At 40.9% G+C, this 23,426-nt stretch carries 25 protein-coding genes and 1 riboswitch; of the genes, 4 read left to right on the top strand and 21 right to left on the bottom strand.

From position 1 onward, the window contains the following. Positions 1–145 precede the first annotated feature (145 nt). On the top strand, positions 146–1,030 hold the full coding sequence (locus tag EP57_RS06555) for a polysaccharide deacetylase family protein (protein WP_036085345.1): 885 nt from the start codon (positions 146–148) through the stop codon (positions 1,028–1,030). Positions 1,031–1,289: 259 nt separating this feature from the next. Here the strand turns inward: EP57_RS06555 and EP57_RS06550 are convergent, their stop codons facing one another. The 9 genes from EP57_RS06550 to EP57_RS06510 form a co-directional block, all read right to left on the bottom strand. Further along, entirely contained in the window at positions 1,290–1,889 is a 600-nt protein-coding gene (locus EP57_RS06550; protein WP_036085343.1) for a Crp/Fnr family transcriptional regulator, read from the bottom strand. Between the two features lie 163 nt (positions 1,890–2,052). After that, positions 2,053–2,493 carry a VOC family protein gene (locus tag EP57_RS06545; protein ID WP_036085341.1) on the bottom strand — a complete coding sequence of 147 codons (441 nt, stop codon included), beginning with the start codon at positions 2,491–2,493 and terminating at the stop codon, positions 2,053–2,055. Positions 2,494–2,506: 13 nt separating this feature from the next. After that, positions 2,507–3,094 carry a hypothetical protein gene (locus EP57_RS06540; protein ID WP_036085340.1) on the bottom strand — a complete coding sequence of 196 codons (588 nt, stop codon included), beginning with the start codon at positions 3,092–3,094 and terminating at the stop codon, positions 2,507–2,509. 7 nt (positions 3,095–3,101) lie between these two features. Next, positions 3,102–3,578 carry an SRPBCC family protein gene (locus tag EP57_RS06535; protein ID WP_036085339.1) on the bottom strand — a complete coding sequence of 159 codons (477 nt, stop codon included), beginning with the start codon at positions 3,576–3,578 and terminating at the stop codon, positions 3,102–3,104. A gap of 12 nt (positions 3,579–3,590) precedes the next feature. After that, on the bottom strand, positions 3,591–4,844 hold the full coding sequence (locus tag EP57_RS06530) for an MFS transporter (RefSeq protein WP_036085338.1): 1,254 nt from the start codon (positions 4,842–4,844) through the stop codon (positions 3,591–3,593). An 18-nt stretch (positions 4,845–4,862) separates the two neighbouring features. After that, positions 4,863–6,131, bottom strand: coding sequence for an alkaline phosphatase family protein (locus EP57_RS06525; RefSeq protein ID WP_036085337.1), 1,269 nt, complete (start codon positions 6,129–6,131; stop codon positions 4,863–4,865). Positions 6,132–6,197: 66 nt separating this feature from the next. Next, entirely contained in the window at positions 6,198–7,238 is a 1,041-nt protein-coding gene (locus tag EP57_RS06520; RefSeq protein ID WP_036085335.1) for an AI-2E family transporter, read from the bottom strand. Between the two features lie 128 nt (positions 7,239–7,366). Continuing rightward, positions 7,367–8,281 (bottom strand): UDP-N-acetylmuramate dehydrogenase, encoded by a 915-nt coding sequence (gene murB, locus EP57_RS06515; protein WP_036085333.1) that lies wholly within the window; start codon positions 8,279–8,281, stop codon positions 7,367–7,369. 28 nt (positions 8,282–8,309) lie between these two features. Further along, positions 8,310–9,149, bottom strand: coding sequence for a hypothetical protein (locus tag EP57_RS06510; RefSeq protein ID WP_036085332.1), 840 nt, complete (start codon positions 9,147–9,149; stop codon positions 8,310–8,312). 225 nt (positions 9,150–9,374) lie between these two features. Here EP57_RS06510 and EP57_RS06505 point away from each other — a divergent pair, with 225 nt between their 5' ends. Next, a complete protein-coding gene (locus EP57_RS06505; protein WP_036085331.1) occupies positions 9,375–9,662 on the top strand; it encodes a hypothetical protein in 288 nt (95 codons plus the stop codon). Between the two features lie 14 nt (positions 9,663–9,676). Here EP57_RS06505 and EP57_RS06500 read toward each other — a convergent pair whose 3' ends face one another. The 5 genes from EP57_RS06500 to EP57_RS06480 form a co-directional block, all read right to left on the bottom strand. Further along, a complete protein-coding gene (locus EP57_RS06500) occupies positions 9,677–10,183 on the bottom strand; it encodes a kinase (RefSeq protein ID WP_036085330.1) in 507 nt (168 codons plus the stop codon). 117 nt (positions 10,184–10,300) lie between these two features. Next, the gene (locus EP57_RS06495; protein ID WP_036085328.1) at positions 10,301–10,972 is read right to left on the bottom strand and encodes an ABC transporter permease; all 672 of its coding nucleotides are present in this window, start codon (positions 10,970–10,972) and stop codon (positions 10,301–10,303) included. A gap of 15 nt (positions 10,973–10,987) precedes the next feature. Beyond that, positions 10,988–11,908, bottom strand: coding sequence for an osmoprotectant ABC transporter substrate-binding protein (locus EP57_RS06490; RefSeq protein WP_036085326.1), 921 nt, complete (start codon positions 11,906–11,908; stop codon positions 10,988–10,990). A gap of 1 nt (position 11,909) precedes the next feature. Then, entirely contained in the window at positions 11,910–12,563 is a 654-nt protein-coding gene (locus EP57_RS06485; RefSeq protein ID WP_036085325.1) for an ABC transporter permease, read from the bottom strand. Positions 12,564–12,582: 19 nt separating this feature from the next. Beyond that, entirely contained in the window at positions 12,583–13,752 is a 1,170-nt protein-coding gene (locus EP57_RS06480; RefSeq protein WP_036085324.1) for a betaine/proline/choline family ABC transporter ATP-binding protein, read from the bottom strand. Positions 13,753–14,245: 493 nt separating this feature from the next. Here EP57_RS06480 and EP57_RS16820 point away from each other — a divergent pair, with 493 nt between their 5' ends. Further along, entirely contained in the window at positions 14,246–14,353 is a 108-nt protein-coding gene (locus tag EP57_RS16820) for a type I toxin-antitoxin system Fst family toxin (RefSeq protein WP_114982875.1), read from the top strand. Between the two features lie 125 nt (positions 14,354–14,478). Here EP57_RS16820 and thiT read toward each other — a convergent pair whose 3' ends face one another. Beyond that, positions 14,479–15,039, bottom strand: coding sequence for an energy-coupled thiamine transporter ThiT (gene thiT, locus EP57_RS06475; RefSeq protein ID WP_036085323.1), 561 nt, complete (start codon positions 15,037–15,039; stop codon positions 14,479–14,481). Between the two features lie 83 nt (positions 15,040–15,122). Then, positions 15,123–15,224: riboswitch (TPP riboswitch) on the bottom strand. 210 nt (positions 15,225–15,434) lie between these two features. Between thiT and EP57_RS06470 the strand changes: the two genes are divergently transcribed. Continuing rightward, positions 15,435–17,036, top strand: a complete 1,602-nt coding sequence (locus EP57_RS06470; RefSeq protein ID WP_036085322.1) for an ABC-F family ATP-binding cassette domain-containing protein — start codon at positions 15,435–15,437, stop codon at positions 17,034–17,036. Between the two features lie 52 nt (positions 17,037–17,088). On the opposite strand, the gene EP57_RS06465 is transcribed toward EP57_RS06470, so the two are convergent. From EP57_RS06465 to EP57_RS06440, 6 genes are all read right to left on the bottom strand, one after another. Continuing rightward, complete coding sequence (locus EP57_RS06465; RefSeq protein ID WP_052167606.1) at positions 17,089–17,586, bottom strand: GNAT family N-acetyltransferase; 498 nt, start codon at positions 17,584–17,586, stop codon at positions 17,089–17,091. A 61-nt stretch (positions 17,587–17,647) separates the two neighbouring features. Continuing rightward, the gene (locus tag EP57_RS06460; protein ID WP_036085320.1) at positions 17,648–18,298 is read right to left on the bottom strand and encodes a DUF4352 domain-containing protein; all 651 of its coding nucleotides are present in this window, start codon (positions 18,296–18,298) and stop codon (positions 17,648–17,650) included. A 123-nt stretch (positions 18,299–18,421) separates the two neighbouring features. Next, positions 18,422–20,092 carry a ribonuclease J gene (locus tag EP57_RS06455; RefSeq protein ID WP_036085319.1) on the bottom strand — a complete coding sequence of 557 codons (1,671 nt, stop codon included), beginning with the start codon at positions 20,090–20,092 and terminating at the stop codon, positions 18,422–18,424. Positions 20,093–20,111: 19 nt separating this feature from the next. Beyond that, entirely contained in the window at positions 20,112–20,993 is an 882-nt protein-coding gene (gene dapA / locus EP57_RS06450; protein ID WP_036085318.1) for a 4-hydroxy-tetrahydrodipicolinate synthase, read from the bottom strand. 4 nt (positions 20,994–20,997) lie between these two features. Then, positions 20,998–22,221, bottom strand: coding sequence for an aspartate kinase (gene dapG / locus EP57_RS06445; RefSeq protein ID WP_036085317.1), 1,224 nt, complete (start codon positions 22,219–22,221; stop codon positions 20,998–21,000). A 27-nt stretch (positions 22,222–22,248) separates the two neighbouring features. Then, positions 22,249–23,289, bottom strand: coding sequence for an aspartate-semialdehyde dehydrogenase (locus tag EP57_RS06440; RefSeq protein WP_036085316.1), 1,041 nt, complete (start codon positions 23,287–23,289; stop codon positions 22,249–22,251). Between the last annotated feature and the right edge of the window lie 137 nt (positions 23,290–23,426).

The raw sequence follows: 23,426 nt of genomic DNA, 5'->3' as shown, positions 1-23,426 counted from the left end.
GGAGAATTGTCTTCTTTTATTACGTTAAAATTACAAAGTAAACGTTATCATTGCAATTTAATTAAAAATAATACATATAACACTTGAAAAATATGCTTATGTATGTTTAAATGGTAGAGTAGAAGTTTTAAAAGGAGGCAAAGAAATGAGACAAAACAGGAGAACACAGGCTACTCGCAAGAAAACATCAAGACTCAAATGGCTCATTGCTATCGTTATAGCGACATTTGTTTTAACTATCGGGGGATTAGTGATAACGAAAAACCTATTTTCAGAAAGCGCCTCATCGAAAGACATATTAGAATTAAAGGCTGAAGCAGTGACCGTGCAGCATTGGAAAGTTTCAGATATGCAACAACCATTGAAAGCAGTACCGAAAACGCCACCAGGTCCAGCAGCAGGCAAGAAAGTAGCTTATTTAACATTTGATGATGGTCCTAGTGTGCATCTCAAAGGTTTCTTAGATATATTGGAGAAAGAGAAAGTGCCATCATCGTTTTTCTTTGTTGGCAACGAGTTCCCAAATGCGGATAAAGCAACCTACAAACGCATGATTGATAATGGCTTTGTGATTGGCTTACATAGCTATACGCACGATGCTAAGCAATTATACCGCAAGAACAATCCTACATTCATTACAGAAATGAGCAAGGAACGCGATAAATTTGAAGAAATCAGTGGCATTCGAACAAACCTAATACGCGCTCCATACGGCAGTACTTATCTGTCACAGCAACAAGTAGAACAAACGAAGCAAAACGGTTTCCGACTTGTGGACTGGAATATTGATAGCAACGATTGGCGTTACTCCTCAGGTAATTCAGGCGCTGTATATCAAAACGTTCTATCACAAGTAAACGCATATGCTGGTAGCAATGATCCGCTGGTAATCTTATTCCACGAACGTAAAAATACATTGGAAGCATTGCCTAAAGTAATTAAAATGTTACGTGATAAAGGTTATACATTCCAAGCATATCATGAGAACGAAACTTTACACGAGAACTTCAAAAAAGATCCTAATTTATAATAATTGGAACCACTTGTCGGTAAGAAATTGCTGATGAGTGGTTTTATTTTGATTTACGACGGTAATCATAGCAAATTAGACGAAAGAACATACGTTTTAGTATCAATTATAGCTTTATAAATCGGTATAAGACTTTGCTATTATCGAACCATTACTTCCTATAATATATATTATGTAAACTAAAAAACGAGAAACGTAAATAAGAACTTTATTCGTCCTACTCTTCTCGTTTTTAGTCTTATTTAATGTTTTTTAAGCCCTAATTATCTAGTATAATGAACAATTGACCATTATAATTTTTAATACGACCAGTTTGTATCATTTTCTTATATAAATAATGCATACGTTCAGACCGAATTTCTACATAATTTGCAATGATATCTATCGTAAAAGCTTTTGGCAACATGATCCCGCCATCCAAAGACTTCCCATATGTGTCTGCAATCAGCTTCAAGCATTTAGTCAAGCGTTCATTCGCACTTAACGTAAGTATTATCGACTTGTCTACAAATTGCTGCTGATAACGTTGCAAACGGCTATAAAAATAATACGATTTTTGCGGCGTATTTATCATTTGTTTAATTGCACCCGTTTTTTTGAAACGTAAAGCCGTCACAGTTGTCAGCGTCCGTATAGTCATCGTAGATTTCTCGCCATCTAAAATATCAAAAATACCGATCATATCATCCTCACTTAAGAATCCCGAAATATGGTTATCACGGCAAAAACTACAGAAACCCGATTCAATCACATACACGTATTCATTGCGCTCATTTTCTCTAGAAACAATGTATCCTTGTTCTAAAACGATTTTCTCCACATCTACGTGAAGCTCAGCCAAAAATTCATTTCTATTCATCCAAAATTCCTTCTCTCCATATTTTTTAAATTACACGAGTCTTGCTATCCATACTGCAATGCAATCAGCCCCTGTCATTATTTTGTAAACAACAATAAGTATACTATATAAAAAACTCCTTGAAAACAGCATTGTTATCGCCATTTTCAAAGAGTTTACCATTTTATTCAGCTTTTTTCTCTGCGTCTTCAAACATTTTCACGCGTTCTTCAAAACTTACTTCTCGGTGCACTTGGTGTAACATCCAAACATAACCGAATTTATCGGAGAACATCGCGTTTGAAATGGCCGAATCCATCATTTCTGTCACACCTTGAATGACTTTGCAATCGGCCGCTACAGCTTTTTGGAAAGTGTCGTTGATATCAGCAACAGTGACATTAAACCAAATCGGTGTCGAATCACCAGGCTTAGGCGCAATTAATTGATACTCCGGATTCTCATCTAACAAGTGAAATCGTGCACCATGTAACTTGAACACAGCCTCATTCAATCCTTTTGCAAAGCTCGTCGCCTCTACAATCTCTAGATCAAAAATGCTCTGATAAAACGGTACGGCTTCCAAGCAATCTTCAACTACCATATCAATCTCAAATCCAATCATTGTAACGCCCTCCTTATTTCTTATGCTTGTGGTGTAATAGTTCCGTTTTGACTAATGGTGACTTCTGGATTAATCGTAGCGTGTATACAGCGCTCGAGATTCCAATTAGCGTCCAGTCCATCCATGCAGTTGGGCCTTCTTTTGCAGCGAATGATAGGAAGAACACCATATCTTTCAGCGCGTCTTGTACGAATGCTTCCATCATGCTTTCGTGAACATCTAGATGAAGCAAGAACGCTAGTAAAAATTTCGCCAGGATAATCGCTGCCCAACCGATTAAATAGCGCGCGCCGCCTTTTACCATGATTTGTTTCTTATAAACGACTTGTTCTACGCCTGCCACTTCTGTGTATCCAGTCGTTACTTTCGCATCTTTTATCTGGACCTTGCTCGCTTGGTAAATACCGATGCATGCGCCGATGACAAAAACGAGAAAGACAATCCACACTGGAATATCTGTGCTGCGATGTGGCAACGTTACAGTAATCTGGTAAATCGAATAGATCGGAATGGCTACATAGGTCAGCCGGTTTACTTTCTCGTATTCAAATTGTTTCGTGATGAAATAAATAAGTATGATAACCGTGATGAATATTGGCATGTCTCACCTATTTCTCGAATAATAACGCTTGGTATTTATCAAATAAAGCTAGAAACTCATCTTCTGTAAATGATACTTCGCGCGATTCTAAGATTCCTTGGATACGTTGTAAACACATATGCCATCCTGCAATATCCCGCGGTGTGTGTGTAGTTAGATTAACAATGCTTTCTGTAAACGTTAATATCGTTGTATCGCCTTGATCCGTTAGCTCAAACCGAACCGTATTTTTATCCCAATCGTATTGTAACAAAGTTGGTGGTTCGTATGCTGTAATTGTCGATTCTTCATATTGGCCATCGCCGAAATCAAATAAGATCAGACCATTCACGCCAGGCTCGCCGACACTTATTTCTGGAAACCATTGTTCAAATCCTTTTGTTGTTGCGATTAAATTCCACACAGTTTCAATGTTACCTTTTAATTCGATTTCAAATATCATGTCTCCAGTTTTATCCGTTTGTTTGTTGTATGTTTCTTGCATCTATCTCTCTCCTTAACTTACTAAATTCTCCTCAGCTGGAGTCTCTTTCACAAATAAGAATAACACACCGCCAATCATAAATAAAACGACGAGACTTGCTACGCCATATTGCGTGTGCCCAGTCAGTTGCGCGATAATTCCCATCAAAGCAGGTCCCATAATCGCTGAAAATTTACCAAAAATATTATAGAAACCGTAAAATTCATTGGATCTTGTTTTCGGAATAATTTTACCAAAGTAAGAACGACTCAGCGCCTGAATCCCGCCTTGTGATGTGCCGACCAACATCGCTAAAATCCAAAAATCAGTAGCTGTTTTCATGAAAATCGCGTAAATACAAATAATAATATAAATCGAAATTGCGACAAGAATAAGCGACTTCCCACCGAATCTTTTGGCAAGTTGGCCGTAAATAATCGTGAACGGAAAGGCCACCAGTTGCGTCACTAAAAGCACGATGATAAGCGTAGTATCGGAAATGCCTAAATCAATACCGTATGAGGACGCCATCCGGAAAATCGTATCGACACCATCGATATAAAAGAAATACGCGACTAGGAACAACACAATATTGCGGTATTGCTTAATGTTTTTCAATGTTTTGCCTAGACGAAGAAAGCTGTTGCGAATCGGCTTTTTGTCATGTGGAATGTAGTAAACTTGCTGAACATTGCGCCACAGTGGGATCGTAAATACTACCCACCAAATAGCAGTTAGCAAGAATGCGCCGTTTAACAACGTTTTCTGACTTACTGGTAAGATTCCTGTTGCTTGGCACACGATGAAGGCGATAAACGGGATGCAGCTTCCTAAATAGCCGAATGCATAGCCGAACGAAGAAATTTTGTCCATCCGTTCGTTTGTTGTTACATCAACCAAGAACGAATCATAAAATATGTTCGCACCAGCAAAACCAATTAAGGATAACACATAAAACCCGAGCAATAGCAGCCACTGATCTCCTGGTACAAACACGAAAGCAACCGTAAAAGCTACGCCAATCCATGTAAAAAGGCTAAAAAATCGTTTCTTAAAAAATTGATAATCCGCAATTGTTCCTAAAATCGGCGCTAGTAGCGAAATCAACAGCGTCCCAATCGAATTAGCGTAACCCCAGTATGCGGTAGAAACATTGTCTGCAATACCAGCATTAGACGCAATACTTTTAAAATAAATAGGTAAAATGGCCGTCGTAATCATGATGGAATATACCGAATTTCCCCAATCTTGCAAAACCCAACTTTTCTCTTGTTTTGTTAGTTTCATCGTGACGTCTCTCCTTTTCTATTTCAAGATGTCTTCTAGCACTTGCCCTTTTGTATCCGGTAAATCAATATTTAAAATTCGGGCGAAAGTTGGCGCTTCATCGATTAGCCTTGCCGCTTCAATCGTTATACCTTCTCGAATGCCTTTTCCAAAAGCAATGAGTGTCGTTGCATAGTCTGATTTCTGCGGCGAATAACCATGCACCGCGCGATAATAATCAGGACTCCCCATATCTTCTTTGCTAATCACTTGTGTTAGCGCACCAACTGCTTGATCTTTAAAATAGTACCCTGCTTTAGCCTCCAACATGAAAGTGCACGTTTTGTCTGCACCTAATTGCGAAGCCTCTTCTTGGCTGTAAATCGTCTCGATACCTTCTAGTCCCTTCAAAAGTTCGCGTATCTCTGACGCTAGTCCAATCTCTTTCGTGTATATGTAGCAGGAACCGTCACAACTTTTGGCATACACTTGCCACGCCACGATCTGCGTTTCTTTCAACGTCTGCCAACCTTTCTTAGCAAATAAGACATTTAATTGAATCGCTGTGTGGACATCTATTTGATAATGATCACCTAATACAATGAATGTCGTCTCATCGTAGGTTCCATTTTGTTTTGTAGCTGCAATAATTCGAGCTAATCGCTCGTCGTGGCGCTTCAACGCTGCCTTTGCTTCATTGGACCGAACACCGTACGCATGCCGCATACTATCCATATCAACAAAATGCGCCAATGTCAGATTTGGCTTTTTACGAACGATTGTATCCTCTACCGCCGCAATCAAAAAATCATCGAGTTCTGGCTGGGCAATCCCACGCCGTAAATGACCAAACTTCCGATTCATATCTATCAAAAATCCCGGAGAACTTCCCCACAAAGACACCATCATCTGATTCAACCAGAACCGATTCGGAAATATCTCGGCAATATTGTAATCAATCGAACTCCGCGCCGCCACTGGCCAAAGAAATGCTGCCGTTTTTAATCCGGCCTTTTTAGCGACGTCGTATAAAGTCGGAACCTTAATAGCATCGCGATACCAATACCAATCCGGTGATTCTTTCTCGGGCTGTATTTTCGTATTATTAACGATGCCGTGCGTTGCTGGATAATGTCCCGTCACAATCGTCGTATGCGCTGGATAAGTGAGCGAAGGATAAATCGATGTCACCCGCTTCACATGCGCCCCATTCTCTTTTAAAAATGCAAGCGTTGGTAATTCGCCTAAATCTTCTAAATCACTAGCGCCTAACGCATCTAATGACACCACTACTAAATAACGCGTCACACTCATATCCCCTTTTTGGTTAAAAAAACTGAGAAAATCGCATTATCAACTTTCTCAGCTTTCATATTATTTATCTAGTACTTTTTTATCTGGGTGTACCAGTACTTCGTCTTCATTAATCACGCCTAAGACATCCAGCAAGAACATGAACACCGGAATACCAACAATCAGTCCCCAAATACCAAAGAAATGCTCGGAGAAAATGAGGATAATGAACGTATAAAAGACCGGTAGATCTGTTTTAGCTGACATCAATTTCGGATTCAAAATATAAGACTCAATCGCATGAATCACAACGACTAGCACTAAAATAATTAAGACATAGTTCACGCCGCCAATCGTATAAGCAATAATCGTTAACGGTACCATGGAAATGATAACCCCTGCAACTGGAATCAAGCCTAGCAAGAACACCATGATGGCTAGTGAGAACAATTGCGGAAAGCCCATAATCCATAAGGCAATCGTTGTGAGCACGCAGTTCACCAGGGCAATCATAAATTGTGCTTCAATTACTTTTCCGAATGTCTCGTTGAATTTTCTACCGAAATAGCTTAATTCTTCGTAAATGAAAGCGACTTTACTATGTCCGAATTTGCTAGTAAATAAGATTAGTCTTTCTTTTCCTAGTGAGAAGAACAAGCTGAGTATTAGCGCAATAAACGTATTCATTGCTACGACACCAATGTTCGCCAAGTATGCAAATAAGAACTGCACGCCATCATTCACATATTTCGTCACCTCGAACTCTTTTAGCAAGTTCATAATGTAATTGACGGTCTCATTATTCCCAGGCTTCGTGTAAAAACCATTAATCGAGCGAATCAGCTGATCCAATTGTTCAATCAACATCGGAATATACTTCACGATAAGTAACGTAATTCCCAACGCAATTAACGCGTACAGCACAATAACGATAATTTTCCGATAAATCGATATCCGCTTCAAAATAAAGTTCTCCAAGCGATTAATCAAAAACGAGAAAATAAATGTTAGCAAAATAATGTCGATCATACTCCGCATTAAATATAGTACAAAGGCAACTAGCACAAAGACCAGTACTCGCCGAAAACTACGATTATAAAATAAATTAATAAAAGCCTCCAAAATCAATCCTCCTAGGTTATGTATTAGACCTTACTTCATTGTACCAAAAAAAGCGTCGTGTTGCACCACAAAACAAAAGCACTTATGCATCGGAAAGCCATAAGTGCTTATTAAGCGTTTCATTTATTTTACTTATCTTCACCAATAATTTTTACTTCTGTTTCTAGTAGTACACCTGAATGCGCTAGGACTGTTTTTTGGACGTGGTCAATAAGATTCATATAATCGGTTGCCGTCGCATTGTCGATGTTTACAATAAAGCCAGCGTGTTTTGTTGATACTTGTGCGCCGCCGATTTGGTGCCCTTGAAGTCCTGCGTCTTGAATTAGTCTCCCAGCAAAATGACCTGGTGGGCGTTTGAAAACACTGCCGCATGATGGGTATTCCAGTGGTTGCTTCTCTTCACGCAAAGTTGTTAGTTCTTCCATTTTGAGCGCGATTGTGTGTGATTCTGCTAGTTGCAATTCGAATACTGCTTCTAATACGGTGTAGTTTTTATCGGCAATCGAGCTTTTGCGGTATTTGGCTTCTAGTTGGTCTTTTTGGAGCTGTTTGATTTCTCCGGATGGTGTAATGACGGTTGCTTCGATTAGGACGTCTGAGATTTCGCCGCCGTATGCGCCTGCATTCATGTATAGGGCACCACCGACAGATCCTGGGATGCCACACGCGAATTCTAAACCGCTAAGTGATGATTCTAAGGCAAATCGGGATACATCAATGATTTTAGCGCCACAACCAGCGACAATCTTCGTGCCTTCGCGTTTAATGGCGTGCAATGCATCTAAATACATCACAATGCCACGAATGCCGCCATCTTTAATGATTAAATTAGAACCGTTTCCAAGCACTGTTAACGGCACGCCATGTTCTTGTGTAAAAGCGATTGTTCTAGCTGCTAAATCATGCGATGTAGGCATGACAAAAATATCTGCTTTGCCACCTGTTTTTGTGAATGTATAGGGCGCCAAGTCTTCGTTTTTCTTGACGATAAGTGTTGGTATTTCTTTTGTTAATCGTTCTTCGATTTCTGTCAGTTCCATGCGTCTAAAAACCTTTCTTTCGCTTTATTTAGCGTTGTTTATTTCGGATTAATGGCGTGATTTGCTCCATCGGTGGTTCATAATTTCGCAGATGAAGCTCGTACGCTTTTCCAAATTCCTTCACTCGGGCTGGGATTTCTTGTTCTTTATGCAGTGTCAAACCGATTTCAAGCATCGGGATAAGCGAGATAATTTGCTCAAAAATATGTCCTGCTTGCGCTTCGCTAAGTACAAATGTTAGTTTCGTCAGCGCTTTGCGGGGTTCTGGTGGCAACATTTTGCCGTGTAGCTGGGTCCATTTTAGCATTTTGCGGCGAATATCGCGAGTTTTCTCTAAGTATAGACTTTGCCCATACGCTGCAATCGCGTAAGCAAGCGATAAATCCTCAGCATAATGCCAATCTTCTTCGTAGATTTCATGCTGAGACTCAATTTTTTCATTGAGTAATGCGATGTCTTCTTGATAAATATCTAATTTGCGTTGTTGTTGCTTGTAAACTTCTAGCGCCAAGTTCAGCTGGTCGATTTCTAATTGCATCTTCTCGCCAAACAGGCCCTTCTCATTTAAAATACGTTGAACGCCTTCGATTCTTTCTGCAGTAATGCTATCTCTTTCTTTCACTAATTGCGTGCGTTTCTTCAAGTAATCGAAATAAAAGCTGTATTTCTGCACCTGTTCGATGACTTCTTGGGCAATGGCACGATTAACAGTAAGACCATTTTCATTTGCCACAATGATACCAGTGATTTTACCAAGCATCGAATAGACGATGACATCATAGCGCTGGTTATCAATGCGAACTTTATATGGTAACGTATGATTATTTTCGAGCATTTTTTTATATTCTTTTGGATTTTTGTTTACCATCTATATCACCTTCATTCGGCATTTATGTTCCTATCCTCTATTATAAAGGAAAATGATCAAAATGTCAGGGGAAAGTTATTAAACGCCTAATTAGTTTACATAATAATATTATTGTAATTCAAAAATAGGAACGGCATTGTTTTGCTTTCTTTTTTACCAAAAGCTTCACTTGCATAACTGCCCTTGTTTCAGCTATACTAAGTGACGTGAGGAGTTGGAAGTTACGTGCCTAAAAATGAACGATGGAAAGCGCTAGTTGATGTTAACATTTTATTTATTCTTTTTGGTTATCTTTGTTTGTATGTGATATATAACTTTAGCTGGCCGGAGAGTTTGCTATTTATTGTCGCTATTTTAATGGGAGGCTCTGGTTTTCTTGGGTTTTATCTAAGTATTAAAGGGATGCAGATGAAACGCAAGCCAATGTATCAGATTTTCTTGTTGATGGCTTCGATTATTCCTGCTATTATTGGCGTGATTTATGTGATTGTTTATCTTATTGCGCTGTTTTAGCACCTAGCTGTTCCTTATTGGGACGGCTTTTTTAGTTGTTCGTGGAGACTGTGAAGGATTTCTGTTGGTGTGTCTTGCGCAGTCCAGATGATTTCGTTTGGAACGCCTAGATAATCTTTGTCTAGCCACCATTCCTGCATTTTCTGAACGCCAAACTCGTGTGCGTTAGGTTTTGTTTGGTGCCGTTTGAGTGTTTCAGCGAATGGAATGTCGAAATAGCAAACAATGGCTTGCTTGTTGAAAAGTGTGATTAGTTCGTGAAGCATGGCTTGGTAGTTTTTATTTCCTAGGATGCCTTCAATGATGACGTGGTTGCAGTGTTCTTTGCCGTAGATGGCGATGTTTTGGATGAGTTGGATGCTTGGGTTACCTTCGCGGTCTTTCGTATGTAGGATATCTCGGCGGATAACGTCTTGTGAAATGAGCATGGTGCCAGGACCAAGTTCTTTTTGTAGCTGCTGGGCAATGGTTGTTTTGCCGCTTCCTGAGTTGCCTCGGATGATAATAAGCGTGGATTGCATTTCTTGTTCCCTCCTTCTAAAACCGAACCAATTTTATTTTTAGATGAAAAACGCTATTTTACGCAGATTAAAAACGAACTATTAAACCTCTAATTAGGTAATAGTTCGTTTTTTAAATTATAATGCTTCTGTCAGGCTTTTCTTTTTGTTTTTCACTGGGTTTAATGTTCGTTCGACCCAGCCAAGTAATAGGTCGGCCATTACTGCCATTAATGCGGTTGGGATTGCTCCGGCTAGAATAATTGCTGTACCGTTTGTGGCGTTTGTTCCACGTACGATAATGTCTCCTAGGCCTCCTGCTCCAACGAATGTTCCGATTGCCGCAACACCAATAGCGATAACAAGGGCGTTTCGAATACCTGCCATGATGACGGATAGTGCGAGCGGAATTTCAATCATGCGCAAAACTTGCCATTTTGTCATTCCCATTGCTTTTCCTGATTCTAATAGTGCGCCATCTACGTTTTGGATACCTGTGTATGTGTTTTTTAGGATTGGTAGGATGGAATATAGGAACAAGGATAGCACGACAGTATTTGTGCCGAGTCCCATAACGAGCATGAGCATCGCAAGTAACGCTAAGGCTGGAATGGTTTGAATGACGTTTGCTGTTTGAATGACCCAACCAGCTAGTTTTTTCTTCCGAGCGATATAAATGCCTAGCGGAATCGCGACGATTGCCGCAAAGATGACGCCGTAAGCACTCATTAAGAAATGCCGCCAGAATTCTTCCATTACGTAGCTTCCATTTGTTTGATAGTAGTCTATGAGCTGCTTGAATGTTTCCATTTTGTCGACACCTCCTTATTTATCTTCAAAGTAATTATGTTTTTTTAGAAATTCTTCCGCGACGATGGACGGTTCTTTAAGTTCGCCATCTGCTTGGTAGTTCAGTTTCTGCATTTCTTCCGTGGAAATCGTACCGACTAACTTATTAATAGTTGTTTTAAGTTCTGGATGCTCTTTTAAAATTTTATCGGTAGCCATTGGCGATGCATCATATGGTGGGAAAAAGTGTTTATCGTCTTTTAAAACGACTAAGTTATACGTTGGAATCCGACCATCTGTGGAGTAACCTAAGGCCACATCCATTTGGTCATTTTTCAAAGCTGTGTAAATCAAGCCAATTTGCATCGGGAAAATCTTTTTGAAAGTGATGTCGTATTCTTTGGAAAACGCTTTGTATCCGTCTCCGGCACGTTCCATCCACGAATTATCGACACCAGCGACCAATTGGTTTTCAACAGCGCGCATGTCACTGACTGTTTTTAAGTTATATTTCTTCGCTGTATCTTGACGCACCATAAAGGCATATGTGTTCGCAAAACCGTAAGAATCAAACCAATATTGATCAAAACGATCCGCAAAACCTTTTTTGACGGCTTCTAGTGCTTTTTCTGGGTCTTTAATTGGTTCTTCGCCAAGTGGACCTACTAAATCTGTCCCTGTGTAGCGCGTGGCTGAGATATCAATATCACCGTTTACCATGGCCTGATGTTGCACGACAGAGGAACCGAGATTGTTGACCATTTCTACTTTTAAATCTGTATCGTGTTCAATCATTTGTCTCACGATGTTTCCGACGATTTGTGATTCGGTTGTGGACATCGTTCCTATTTTGATGGTGCCATCTGTGCTTCCGCCAAGACCTGGCAAGGCACACGCGGATAAAAGAGAGATGCTAAGCAGGATGGCAGTGAGTTTTGTTGCTAGTTTGAACTTCATCTTACTGCCCCTCCTTTGCTGCGCGAATCGCTTTTGGTGTAATTTTAACTTCTAGTTTACCTAGGAAGAACTCTACTAATAAGGCTAAAATAGTAACTGGAATCGCACCACCGAGAATTAAATCTGGACGGTATAAATTCAAGCCGTTGAAAATAAAGTCACCTAGTCCGCCAGCTCCGATATAAGAAGCAAGCGTTGCCCAAGCAATAATGTATACAGCAGATAAGCGAATACCTGCCATGATGACCGAAATCGAGTTTGGTAGTTCGACATTTTTGACGAGTTGCCAAGAAGTCATCCCCATACCGCGCCCTGATTCGATTAAGTTTTTGTCGACTCCGCGAACACCGATGAAAGTGTTACGCATGATTGGCAGCACAGAATAGATGAACAATGCTACAATCGCTGGTATTTTACCAACGCCTAAAATTGGAATAATGAAAGCCAAGATCGCAAGTGAAGGCACGGTTTGCAATACACTTACAATACCAATGACGAAATTTGCGATTTTTGGCGAGCGTGTCAGAAGAATTCCGACTGGCACAGCCACAACAATACCTAATATTACCGCCGAAAGCGAGATATACAGGTGTTCCCACGTTTTTACTAGCAGGTCATGGCCGTTGTCTTGAAAAAATTGCGTAATCGCGTCCATTTAAAATAACCTCCTAATTTTATTCGTGTACTTCCTCTTTTTGTTGTTCCACAGCTGCTTCTGTCTCTTCTAAATCGCCCCAGATGGAATCATAAACAATGTCTACCAAACTTGCACGAGTCACAATCCCAACAAGGCGATTCTTCTCATCCACCACTGGTACATATTTAAAGCCACGTTTCAAAATCCGCTGCATCGTATCACGCAACAACGCGTCTTTTCTCACATAAAAAACGTTCTTATCTAAAATATCAACAACAGACGTCGCAGTCCGGCGATTATGCTCAATAGCCTCTACGTCAATGATACCTTTTAGCACATTCTGATCATCCGTCACAAGCAATGTATCAACACGACGATCCTTCATGAGTTGAATCGCAGCTTGCAAGGATTTATCCGCCGTAATCGAAACTGGCGCCTTATTCATAATTTGTTCTACATTCGTCACATTTGGACGCGCCTCAATTAAGCGATCTTTCCCAATAAAGTCTTCTACAAACTTATCAGCCGGATTACGCAAAATCTCATCAGGCGTATCAAATTGCACAACCTCACCACCGCGCATAATAACAATGCGGTCCGCAAGCTTAATCGCTTCATCCATATCATGCGTTACGAAAATAATCGTTTTCCCAAGTTCGCGCTGCAAGTTCTTAAATTCCTCTTGCAAAGAATCACGCGTAATCGGATCGAGCGCACCAAAAGGCTCATCCATCAAAATCAAGTTCTGTTCGGCCGCTAGCGCACGAAGCACACCAATCCGTTGTTGCTGCCCACCACTTAATTCATACGGATAACGATCTAAGTATTCCTCTGGCAAATCTACTAGCTTAATCAGTTCTTTTGCACGTTCATTTTTCTTTTCTTCCGACCATTTTAAAAGTTTCGGAACGAGTACAATATTTTCGCGAATCGTCATATGCGGCATCAAGCCAATTTGCTGAATGACATAGCCTATCGACCGACGCAGTTTTACCGGATCTTCCTTCATAATATCTTTGTCGTTGATAAAGATCTGGCCTTCTGTAGGCTCAATCAAGCGGTTTATCATCTTCATCGTTGTTGTCTTCCCGCAACCACTTGGTCCGATAAAACAAATAAATTCGCCACGATCAATATCCAAGTTCAGATCATTGACCGCCGTTTTACCTCCCTTGTAAATCTTTGAAACATGTTCAAATCTTAGCAATCTAGACACCTCCGAGTTTAGTTAACAGCAATATGTATTTCCATTGAAATAACGAAAAATTTCAAATTCAACAGAAAAACTTATTAAAAAAAGAAATAAAAGTTGGGACATCAGAAGTTCTCAACTTTTCACAGGTGTATATTCGAAACCGCCGTTATATTTGAGTCAAAAATCAAAAGTAATGATTCCATTTCGAATAACACAGTTCTCTCTGACAACTATTATAACGTAACAAAAATAAAAAAGCGAACGAGCAAGCCTCATAAGTACCTAAATAAGTCATAAAAAACCTCCCCCAAATGCACTACTCATAGGCACTTAGGGAAGTTTCAAAATTTCTTTCTAAAACAGCATAGTAAGGGGTTAAAAACACGTAAAACGCTGTTAAATTTTAGGGTGTTTTTGCACGGAATTTCCAAGTTTATATGGTATAATAATGAGACCGTCTACCTCTAGAGACGAGTAATATTCTGGAGAAAGGAGGGTTAATTATATGCTTGTTTTTTCCGCCATCATTGCGCCGATTATTGTGGGTTGTGTCCTTTCAATTTTCAATTACTGGTTAGAGAATCGGCGTAAGAAGACACGAAGTGGACGGTAAAGTCTAGCCAAAAGAAGCCCTTATCTCCCGCCAGAGATAAGGGCTTCACATTTGGTTAATTATACACTTGTCTTTTCTCCACTTCATTATAACACGAGATAAGACATTCGTAAACTCAAAATCACTTACTTAGGCAAAAACAGTTTTGGTGAGATTCTCATTAAGATGGTAATAATAATCCCCGCTACAATAACCGTTCCTAAACAACTAATCCCATTCATCACTGCCGAGAACAGTTGCGCTGACCAGCCCTTAAACGCATAGGCACCCCAGAACAATACGCCAGCTAAGTAATGCCAGAAATAACGCGCTACGCCGCCAATAATCATTGTTCCCCACGCCCAGCCAATCGCTTTTCCGAGTTGTTCTGCTTTTAAATAATTACGCACTTGCACCGCAAAAACACCAGCAAAAGCGATAAACACAAAGGCCACAATATACTCGATAAACCCTTGCAATGGGCTCAAAATATAAGCTTTCCCAGTCACAAAATGAAGCAAGCCCCATAATAATCCGGAGAAACCAGCCGCCCAAAATCCGCGTCTAATCGCAATGATATACATCGGAATCATCCCGAGCGAAATCGAAAAAGAAGATCCGATATCCAGTGGAATAAAACTAAGTACCATCGCAAGCGCCGCAAAAATAGCACATTCCAACAACGTCAACAATCGTGTATTACGCATAAAAAATACCCCCTTCTATAATTTGGTAGAAAAAACGTACCGCAGAAGAAAGGAGTCATATCATCTAACTTATGTATCAGATACCACTACATTCGCCACAATCCCTACGCTCGTATTAACGAACAGGTTCAAAGGGTCAGATTCCAAAGAATCAATCTCAGCTAAAAGCCCCCCCTGTGGTAACGTCTATTAAATTAACAGTCAAACTGCAGTGACATTTGTAATCCCACCGACAAAATCCGACTATCTGTTTTTTATTATAACAGCAAATTTCAGAAAGTCCAGTCCCCTGCTCTTTCTTTGTACACCTAAACGTGATAGAATAGTAGTAATTGCGTTTTTAGCATTCACTATGAAAATTTCAGCTGAAAATGCGTGAATTTGGGAGGACGAAAATGTTAACTGTAAATAATGTATCTTTACGTTTTGGCGATAAAAAATTGTTTGAAGATGTGTCGATTAAATTCACACCGGGTAACTGCTACGGCTTAATCGGTGCGAACGGTGCGGGTAAATCCACATTTTTGAAAGTATTATCAGGTGAACTTGATTCGCAAAGTGGTAATGTCCACTTGCCAGCTGGCGAACGCTTAACGGTATTGCGCCAAGATCATTTCCAATACGATGAAGAAGTTGTTCTAAAAGTCGTGATTCGCGGACACGAACAATTGTTTAAAATCATGGAAGAAAAAGACGCGATTTATGCCAAAGAAGATTTCAGTGATGAAGATGGTATTCGTGCTGCTGAATTAGAAGGCGAATTTGCGGAGCTTGACGGTTGGGACGCAGAACCAGAAGCTGCCGTTTTGCTTAACGGGCTTGGTATTACAACAGACTTACATGGCAAACTAATGAAAGACCTTACTGGTAGTGAAAAAGTGAAAGTTTTGCTAGCGCAGGCTTTGTTCGGTAAACCTGATGTTTTACTTCTAGATGAGCCTACCAACCACTTGGACATCAAAGCTATTCATTGGTTGGAAGAATTTTTAATTGACTTCGAGAATACGGTTATTGTGGTTTCGCATGATCGTCACTTCTTAAATAAAGTATGTACGCATATCGCCGATCTTGATTTCAGCAAAATTAAGCTGTATGTCGGAAACTATGATTTCTGGTATGAATCAAGTCAACTGGCGCAACAAATGATGGGCGACCGCAACAAGAAGAAAGAAGAAAAAATCAAAGAGTTGGAAGCCTTTATCGCGCGTTTCTCGGCCAATGCTTCGAAATCCAAACAAGCAACCAGCCGTAAGAAAATGCTTGATAAAATCACGTTGGAAGACATTCAACCGTCTAGCCGTCGTTACCCATTCGTGCAATTCAATCCTGATCGCGAAGTTGGTAATGATTTACTAACTGTGACGAACTTGTCTAAAACAATTGATGGCGTGAAAGTGCTTGATAATGTCAGTTTCATTTTAAACCGCACGGATAAAGTAGCGCTTGTTGGTGATGACGAAGTTGCCAAAACAGTCTTCTTCCAAATCCTTGCTGGTGAAATGGAGCCTGACGAAGGTGAATTCAAATGGGGCGTAACAACAACGCAAAGCTACTTCCCGAAAGATAACTCCGAGTTCTTTGAAGAAAATGACTTGAACCTTGTAGAATGGTTGCGTCAATACTCACCGCAAGATGACAGCGAAGCATTTTTACGTGGTTTCCTAGGTCGTATGTTATTTAGCGGCGACGAAGTTCTGAAAAAAGTTCGCGTACTCTCCGGTGGTGAAAAAGTACGTTGTATGCTATCGAAAAACATGCTTTCTGGTGCCAACGTATTATTGATGGACGAACCTACGAACCACTTGGACTTAGAGTCAATCACAGCACTAAATAACGGCATGATTCAGTTCAAAGGCGCGATGATTTTCGCATCTCATGATCACCAGTTCCTACAAAGTGTGTCTACGCGTATCATCAACCTTTCGAAAGACCAGTTCTACAATAAAGAAGTTTCGTACGATGAATATCTTGCAGAAACATTAAACGTAGCAGAATAACACAAAAGCAGTAGATTTTCCTATCTAAATTAGGAGTGTCTACTGCTTTTTTTCATGTATTTCGACTCATTAAGATAGTACTGTAATAGCTACCATCCGCAAGTCGCTTATCATTTTTCAAACAACCTTCTATCTCAAAACCAGCTTTTTGATAAAGAAGAATTGCTTTTTTATTCGTTTCGAGGACATTTAATGTTATTTTCGTGATTTCATGCGTATCCGCCCACTGAATGGCATGATGCAAAATCTCTGAACCAATTCCAAAACCCCAATATGCTTTTAAAATTGCGATGCCAAACGTTACTTTGTGCTTCGAGCGATTCAACGTACTTCCTTCACACCTCGAAAAACCGACAAGCTTCCCTTCTGTTTCCGCAACAAGGAATAAATTATGTGCAGCTTTCGAATCAGCCTCAATCAAATCACCAAAAGCTTGTTCATCCATAAAATCCTCTCCAGCTTCCCGATCGAGATTCTCCGTCTCCGCATCGATTTGTAGTCGAATCGCCGACAATGACTGTGCATCCCCTGCGCGTGCTAACCGAATCATATAATTCACTTGCAAAACCTCCCTTTTAGCAAAGAAAAACACTCCTCGATAAGAGAAAGTGTTATTTCTTCAAGTCTATACGTCCAGTGTCACTCTTGATTAGTTTATCTTTATTATAGGTGGACCAAGAAAATTGGAACCAAGAAATGTCTGATACTTTATCCAGTTTATCAAGTGGAAATACCACCGTGCCTTTAATTGTGGCGCCTGGCTTCATTTTGCCATCTACTAGGTCTGAAAGAATGATGTCCGCAGCTAATTGCTGGCCATTTTCAGTCATAAGTTCGCCTTGTAGTGGATAGCTTAATAACTCGTTTTTCGTGTTGTTTTTAATTTCGATTGCGATGGTTAGTGTTCCTGGCATGTCTTTGTCTTCCATTGTGGAATGGACGACTTTCTTCTCTACAGCGACTGTCGAAATTTTCTTATCCATGCCGTCTGCGTTGTTGTGCCAGTTGACATTGTATGTCTCTTTTCCTTCTGATTTCGTCGTGCCGTTCTTACTGTCAGAAGAATAAGTCGCCACTTGTTGCTGTAGCTTGTTGTAATTGCTAATAGAAATAAATACGCCAATGAGTGACGCGATAATTAGAATGCTTGCGCTGCCGACGGTAATGATACCGATTTTTCGTTTCGATTGGGAAAATAACATGATCATTCCTACGATAAAAGCTAGGAAGGCAATGCCCATTAATGTAAACCAAATAGCCATATTTTAACTCCTCATACTTATAATAAATCTGTCTTTTTCTACTATATCATATTTGACGCCACTTCGAAAGTCAAAAAAATACCACCTAAGCTTCAATGGTTTTTGAGGCTTAGGTGGTGCTTACTAGACTTCCATAATGATTGGTAGAATCATTGGACGACGCTTTGTTTGTTCAAATAGGTAGCGATTTAGTTGATCGCGAATGTCTTGTTTTAATTTCGCCCATTCGAATTCTTTGTCTTGTAGGTTCTTTTCTACGATTTTCGTTACGACTTCAGATGATTTCTCAATCAAATGTTCTGATTCGCGTACGTAGATGAAACCGCGAGATATGATTTCTGGTCCTGAAATAATCGCTTTTGATTTGCGGTTTAATGTGATAACAACGATGAAAATACCGTCTTCTGATAGTAATTTACGATCGCGTAAAACAATGTTCCCAACGTCGCCAACACCTAGACCATCAATTAATGTATTTCCCGCAAAAACACGATTTCCTGCTGTCATACGGCCATTTTTATATTCGATAACTTCGCCTTTTCCAGCGACAAAAACGTTGGATTTTGGCATACCGATTTCATAGGCTAATTTGGCATGGGAAACTAACATCCGGTATTCGCCGTGAACTGGGATGAAGTATTTCGGTTTCATTAAGTTCAGCATTAATTTCAAGTCGTCTTGGCTTCCGTGACCTGAAACGAATAAGTCGCGACTCATGGTTAGGACGGTTGCATCGGCTTTGTATAACATATCAATCGTTTTCGCCAAAATCGTTTCTGATGATGGTGATGGGGTCGATGTAATGTATACAGTGTCGCCTTTTTGGACGTTGATTTTCGGGTGTTTGCCCTGTGTCATCAGTTGTAGTGACTGAATTGGTTCACCGAGATTACCTGTTTCGATGATTACCATTTGATCGTCATTTAGTTTCTTGATTTCTTTTAATGGTACGACTAAATCATCACTTTGTAAGTTGATTTTGTTTAGTTTTACCGAGATATCAAAAACGCGTTCTAGTTCTTTACCGACAATCGCGACTTTGCGGTTTGTTGCGAATGATGCGTCAAGGACTTGTTGCAAACGAACAAGGTTAGAGGCAACGCAAGCTACAATAATGCGGCCAGATGCGGAACGGAAAGCGTGACGGATTTGTTCGTCGATTAAGCTATCGCTTGATGTTGTTCCAGCATGCTCTGCTTCAGAACTGTCGGAAAGCAAGGCAAGAACACCTTTTTCGCCAATTTCAGCGATGTGACCTAGGCTGGTTTCGTAACCTGGTTTTGCGGATTGATCGAACTTGAAGTCCCCTGTGTACACAATCGCGCCCTCGCTTGTATTTAGGACAATCCCGACAGAATCAGGAATCGTATGCGTTGTACGGAAAAACTCTGCGTCTACATTTTTTAGAGAAAGCTTTGTTTTTTCATCGACAATGTGGAAGTCGTTGAAGCGAACTTTCTTGTGCTCTTTTAATGCTGCTTTAGCCAAGGCAATCGTTAATTCGGTACCGTAAACAGGTGCTTTGATTTTGGCTAGCACGTAAGGTAGCGCTCCGATTGCGTCTTCGTGACCATGTGTTAGAAAAATAGCCTCGATTCGTTCCTGATTGTCTTCTAAGTATTTGATGTCCGGAATAACGACGTCAATGCCCAGCAATTCGTCTTCTGGGAACATAAGTCCTGTATCCATGACATAGATTGCGTCGTCTACTTCTGCTACATATAAATTTTTTCCACTCTCGTCAACACCGCCAAGTGGGATAATCTTGATTTGTTTTGCTTTTTTAATTGTCAAAGGTTATTCCTCCTTCCTGCTATTTTAAATAATTGTGAAATGCTGTTTCGATGGTTGTAATTTCGCTATCTGTTAATGGCGCTAGTGGCAGGCGTAAATGACCTACGTCGATGCCATTTCTGTTTAACATATGTTTTACTGGCGCTGGGTTTGGTGCGATGAAAAGCGTGTTCATTAGCGGTACGAGTTTGCCGTGAATGGCTGCGGCTTGTTTTGTGTCACCTTCATCAAAAGCGCGAAGCATGGTTTGCATTTCTGACCCGATAATGTGACTTGCTACCGAGATAACGCCATTTCCGCCAAGCGCATAGATTGGTAATGTAAAACTATCGTCTCCACTATAAACGGCGAAGTCATCCGCTGTTTCCGTGATAATTTTCGTGATGTTGTCAAAATTACCGCTGGATTCTTTCACGCCGACAATGTTATCGATTTTCGCAAGTTCGATGATTGTTTCTGGTTCGATATTGACCACAGAACGGCTTGGGATATTATAAATGATCACCGGTAATGTCGTCGCTTCTGCGATAGCCGCGAAATGCGCGTAAAGTCCAGCTTGATTTGGTTTATTGTAATAAGGTGCCACAATTAGTACCGCGTCAATGCCTTCGATTGCTTCGATTTCTTTTGTGAATGCGATGGTTTCTGCTGTATTGTTTGAACCTGTACCAGCAATAATTTTGGCGCGGCCTTGGTTCGTTTCTACGACTTGTTTGAATAACTTGATTTTCTCGTCGTGGGAAATCGTCGGTGATTCACCAGTTGTCCCTGCCACAACAAGCCCGTCTGAGCCGTTATCAATTAAGTGGTTCACCAAGCGATGAATCCTTTTTTTACACACTTTATCTTTCTCGGAATTATATGGCGTAACCATTGCAGTAATGACTTTTCCAAAATCCATACGATTATTCCTCCTCAAACTCATTTTCAATGCAAAATTCATCATGAAGCGCGTTAACTGCTGCGATTAAGTCGGCTTCTTCGACCAAAATCCAAACCGTTGTGTGGCTGTCTGCAGATTGCAAAATAGCGATGTTCTTCGCGGACAAGGCGGATACAATCTTGGCTGTAACGCCTGGCACGCCTGCAATTCCAGCACCAACAATAGAGACTTTCGCGCAGTTTTCCGTCGTTTCGGCGTGATACGATGCTTCTTTTAAAAGTGTCAACACATGCTCCCGCTTTCTTTCTGGGACGGTAAACACGATTTCGTTTGTGGAAATATTAATAAAATCTAAACTAATTCCTGCATCTGCCAAAATCGCAAACGCTTGTTGCTGCGTCTGAACATCGTTGGTTTGCACACGAAGTTGCGTCAAATTCGTCACATGCGCAATCCCCGTCACAAGACGTTCCTTCACATCAAAACGACCGCTGACTTCTGTTTGCGAAGTAACGAGCGTTCCTTCCCCTTCCAGATACGTCGAACGAATCCGAAGTGGAATCTTGGCTTGCATCGCAATCTCAACAGCACGCGGATGAATCACCTTCGCGCCTTGATAAGCCATGTTGCTCACTTCATTATAACTTACCGTCGGCAATGACCGCGCGTGCTTCACGATACGCGGATCAGCCGTATACATGCCGTCCACATCGGTAAAAATGTCCACACGTTCTGCGCCCAAAGCAACACCAAGCGCCGCCGCCGAAGTATCACTTCCACCACGACCTAGCGTTGTAATATCGCCATTTGATGCACAGCCTTGGAAACCAGCGACAACGACAATATCCACCGTTTCCAAAGTCTCACGCAAACGCGTCGTATCTACTTCTGAAATTTTGCCTGCCGTGTACTCTCCTGTTGTTCTAATTCCTGCTTGCGCGCCAGAGAATGCCGTTGCTTTAATGCCAGCTTCTAATAACATGTTTGTGAAAACGGCCGTCGAAATCGTCTCACCAACCGAAAGCAACATGTCTTGCTCACGTAATGATAGCCGTGTTTCTTTCGCGCCAATCAGTTCAAGCAATGTGTCCGTCGCATACGGATCACCTAGACGACCAATCGCTGAAACGACCACGACGACTTTATAGCCTTGATCAATGGAGTTTTGTAAATGATTAAATGCAAGCTGGCGGGATTCGGGACTTTGCACCGATGTCCCACCGAACTTTTGCACGATGATTTTCATTGTTACACCTCAATTATTTCGCGTTTTTCAGATGATTCCTTGTTCCACTAATGATTCAGCAATTTGGATAGAGTTCCATGCCGCGCCTTTTAGCAAGTTGTCCGACACAATCCACATATGGAAACCACGCGGGTTATCCAAATCACGGCGAATACGCCCAACAAATACTTCTTTCTTGCCTGCTGCATCAGCTGCGTGTGGGTATAATTGCGTCGCTGGATCGTCTTGTAACACAACGCCCGGCGCTTTTTCTAGCAATTCCTTTATTTGAGCTACTGTCACGTTATCTTGATCGACTTCGATGTAAACAGACTCAGAATGCCCTGAAACGACTGGAATCCGGACACACGTCGCAGCTACTTTCATCGACTCGTCTTCCATGATTTTCTTCGTCTCATTGACCATCTTCATCTCTTCATATGTATAGTCATTGTCCGTGAAAACATCGATTTGTGGCAACGCATTAAACGCGATTTGGAAATGTTTCTTATCGCCTTTCACAGGCATCACTGCAGGCTTAAAATCTTCCCCACTCAAAATAGCTTGTGATTGCGTTTGTAGTTCATCAATCGCTTGAATTCCAGAACCAGACACCGCTTGATACGTAGAAACAATGATGCGATCCAAGCCAAAAGCCTCTCGGATTGGTTGAAGCGCCGCTACCATTTGAATCGTTGAACAGTTCGGGTTCGCAATAATTCCTTTATGATCGCGTAACGCATGCGGATTCACCTCAGGAACAACAAGTGGAACTTCCGGGTCCATACGATAAGCACTCGTATTATCAATCATCACCGCACCATGCGCGACAGCATCTTTGGCAAACTGTTTAGAAATCGAACCACCCGCACTAAACAAAGCGATATCCACACCTTTAAAACTATCAGGCGTTGCTTCTTTGATGACAACTTCCTCACCGCGGAACGTCAATTTCTTACCAGCAGAACGCGCAGAAGATAACAAAGAAACTTCCTTAATTGGAAACGTCACATCTTCCAATAATTGAATCATTTGCGTCCCTACTGCACCAGTTGCACCAACAACGGCTACGTGATAACTTTTCGTCATTCTATTTCCCCCTTGGTTTTAGTTTGTCGAAAAAGAAAAGTCCAGACTTCTCTTTTTGACTTCGTTTTTTTACATTTAACTTATCATACCACAATATCCGCTGATTGTCGGGTTTTTGGGTATGAATTTGAGGAGAA

This window comes from Listeria booriae (assembly GCF_000766865.1).
In the GTDB taxonomy this organism is placed as follows: Bacteria; Bacillota; Bacilli; order Lactobacillales; family Listeriaceae; genus Listeria_A; species Listeria_A booriae.
Note: the sequence above shows the minus strand (reverse complement) of the source record. Positions and strands in the feature narration are given on the sequence as shown.

What these genes read in the sequence shown, in the direction of transcription:
- EP57_RS06555 (WP_036085345.1), top strand. Translation starts at nt 146, where the DNA reads ATGAGACAAAACAGGAGAACACAGGCTACTCGCAAGAAAACATCAAGA.
- EP57_RS06550 (WP_036085343.1), bottom strand. Translation starts at nt 1,889, where the DNA reads ATGAATAGAAATGAATTTTTGGCTGAGCTTCACGTAGATGTGGAGAAA.
- EP57_RS06545 (WP_036085341.1), bottom strand. Translation starts at nt 2,493, where the DNA reads ATGATTGGATTTGAGATTGATATGGTAGTTGAAGATTGCTTGGAAGCC.
- EP57_RS06540 (WP_036085340.1), bottom strand. Translation starts at nt 3,094, where the DNA reads ATGCCAATATTCATCACGGTTATCATACTTATTTATTTCATCACGAAA.
- EP57_RS06535 (WP_036085339.1), bottom strand. Translation starts at nt 3,578, where the DNA reads ATGCAAGAAACATACAACAAACAAACGGATAAAACTGGAGACATGATA.
- EP57_RS06530 (WP_036085338.1), bottom strand. Translation starts at nt 4,844, where the DNA reads ATGAAACTAACAAAACAAGAGAAAAGTTGGGTTTTGCAAGATTGGGGA.
- murB (WP_036085333.1), bottom strand. Translation starts at nt 8,281, where the DNA reads ATGGAACTGACAGAAATCGAAGAACGATTAACAAAAGAAATACCAACA.
- EP57_RS06510 (WP_036085332.1), bottom strand. Translation starts at nt 9,149, where the DNA reads ATGGTAAACAAAAATCCAAAAGAATATAAAAAAATGCTCGAAAATAAT.
- EP57_RS06500 (WP_036085330.1), bottom strand. Translation starts at nt 10,183, where the DNA reads ATGCAATCCACGCTTATTATCATCCGAGGCAACTCAGGAAGCGGCAAA.
- EP57_RS06495 (WP_036085328.1), bottom strand. Translation starts at nt 10,972, where the DNA reads ATGGAAACATTCAAGCAGCTCATAGACTACTATCAAACAAATGGAAGC.
- EP57_RS06490 (WP_036085326.1), bottom strand. Translation starts at nt 11,908, where the DNA reads ATGAAGTTCAAACTAGCAACAAAACTCACTGCCATCCTGCTTAGCATC.
- EP57_RS06485 (WP_036085325.1), bottom strand. Translation starts at nt 12,563, where the DNA reads ATGGACGCGATTACGCAATTTTTTCAAGACAACGGCCATGACCTGCTA.
- EP57_RS16820 (WP_114982875.1), top strand. Translation starts at nt 14,246, where the DNA reads ATGCTTGTTTTTTCCGCCATCATTGCGCCGATTATTGTGGGTTGTGTC.
- thiT (WP_036085323.1), bottom strand. Translation starts at nt 15,039, where the DNA reads ATGCGTAATACACGATTGTTGACGTTGTTGGAATGTGCTATTTTTGCG.
- EP57_RS06470 (WP_036085322.1), top strand. Translation starts at nt 15,435, where the DNA reads ATGTTAACTGTAAATAATGTATCTTTACGTTTTGGCGATAAAAAATTG.
- EP57_RS06465 (WP_052167606.1), bottom strand. Translation starts at nt 17,586, where the DNA reads ATGATTCGGTTAGCACGCGCAGGGGATGCACAGTCATTGTCGGCGATT.
- EP57_RS06460 (WP_036085320.1), bottom strand. Translation starts at nt 18,298, where the DNA reads ATGGCTATTTGGTTTACATTAATGGGCATTGCCTTCCTAGCTTTTATC.
- dapA (WP_036085318.1), bottom strand. Translation starts at nt 20,993, where the DNA reads ATGGATTTTGGAAAAGTCATTACTGCAATGGTTACGCCATATAATTCC.
- dapG (WP_036085317.1), bottom strand. Translation starts at nt 22,221, where the DNA reads ATGAAAATCATCGTGCAAAAGTTCGGTGGGACATCGGTGCAAAGTCCC.
- EP57_RS06440 (WP_036085316.1), bottom strand. Translation starts at nt 23,289, where the DNA reads ATGACGAAAAGTTATCACGTAGCCGTTGTTGGTGCAACTGGTGCAGTA.